1 protein-coding gene is annotated in these 830 nt (G+C 62.8%); it reads left to right on the forward strand.

Annotated features, from left to right (window positions below; translation table 11 throughout):
* The coding region (locus tag ACCC84_RS23490) for a thiamine pyrophosphate-binding protein (protein WP_503827464.1) at positions 1–830 on the forward strand (830 nt) is incomplete at both ends.

Here is an 830-nt window from a genome sequence, read left to right on the forward strand (position 1 = left end):
ATGGACGCCGTGCAAAAAGCAAAATCCGGCCACCCGGGTGCCCCTATGGGAATGGCGGATATCGCCGAAGTCCTGTGGCGTGACTACCTCAACCACAACCCGACCAACCCGCACTGGGCTGACCGCGACCGTTTCGTGCTGTCCAACGGCCATGGCTCCATGTTGATTTACAGCCTGCTGCACCTCACCGGCTATGACCTGCCGATGAGCGAGCTGGAAAACTTCCGCCAACTGCACTCCAAAACCCCGGGTCACCCTGAATACGGCTATACCCCTGGCGTCGAAACCACCACCGGCCCGCTCGGCCAGGGCATTGCCAACGCCGTCGGCTTCGCCATCGCCGAACGCACCCTGGCGGCGCAGTTCAACCGACCGGGCCACGATATCGTTGACCACCACACCTACGCCTTCATGGGCGACGGCTGCATGATGGAAGGCATCTCCCACGAAGTCTGTTCGCTGGCCGGCACCATGAAGCTCGGCAAGCTGACCGCTTTCTACGATGACAACGGCATCTCCATCGACGGCCACGTCGAGGGCTGGTTCACCGACGACACCGCCAAGCGCTTTGAAGCCTACGGCTGGCACGTGGTGCGCGGCGTCGACGGTCACGACAGCGACGCCATCAAGGCGGCGATTGAAGAAGCCCGTCGCGTTACCGACAAACCGTCGCTGCTGATGTGCAAAACCGTGATTGGCTTCGGTTCGCCGAACAAGGCCGGCACCCACGATTCCCACGGCGCACCGCTGGGCGAGGCCGAAGTGGCCGCCACCCGCGAACAGCTGGGCTGGAAATACGCCGCCTTTGAAATCCCGCAGGACATCTACGC

The sequence above is a fragment of the Serratia odorifera genome, assembly GCF_041448735.1.
Taxonomy (GTDB): domain Bacteria; phylum Pseudomonadota; class Gammaproteobacteria; order Enterobacterales; family Enterobacteriaceae; genus Serratia_F; species Serratia_F odorifera.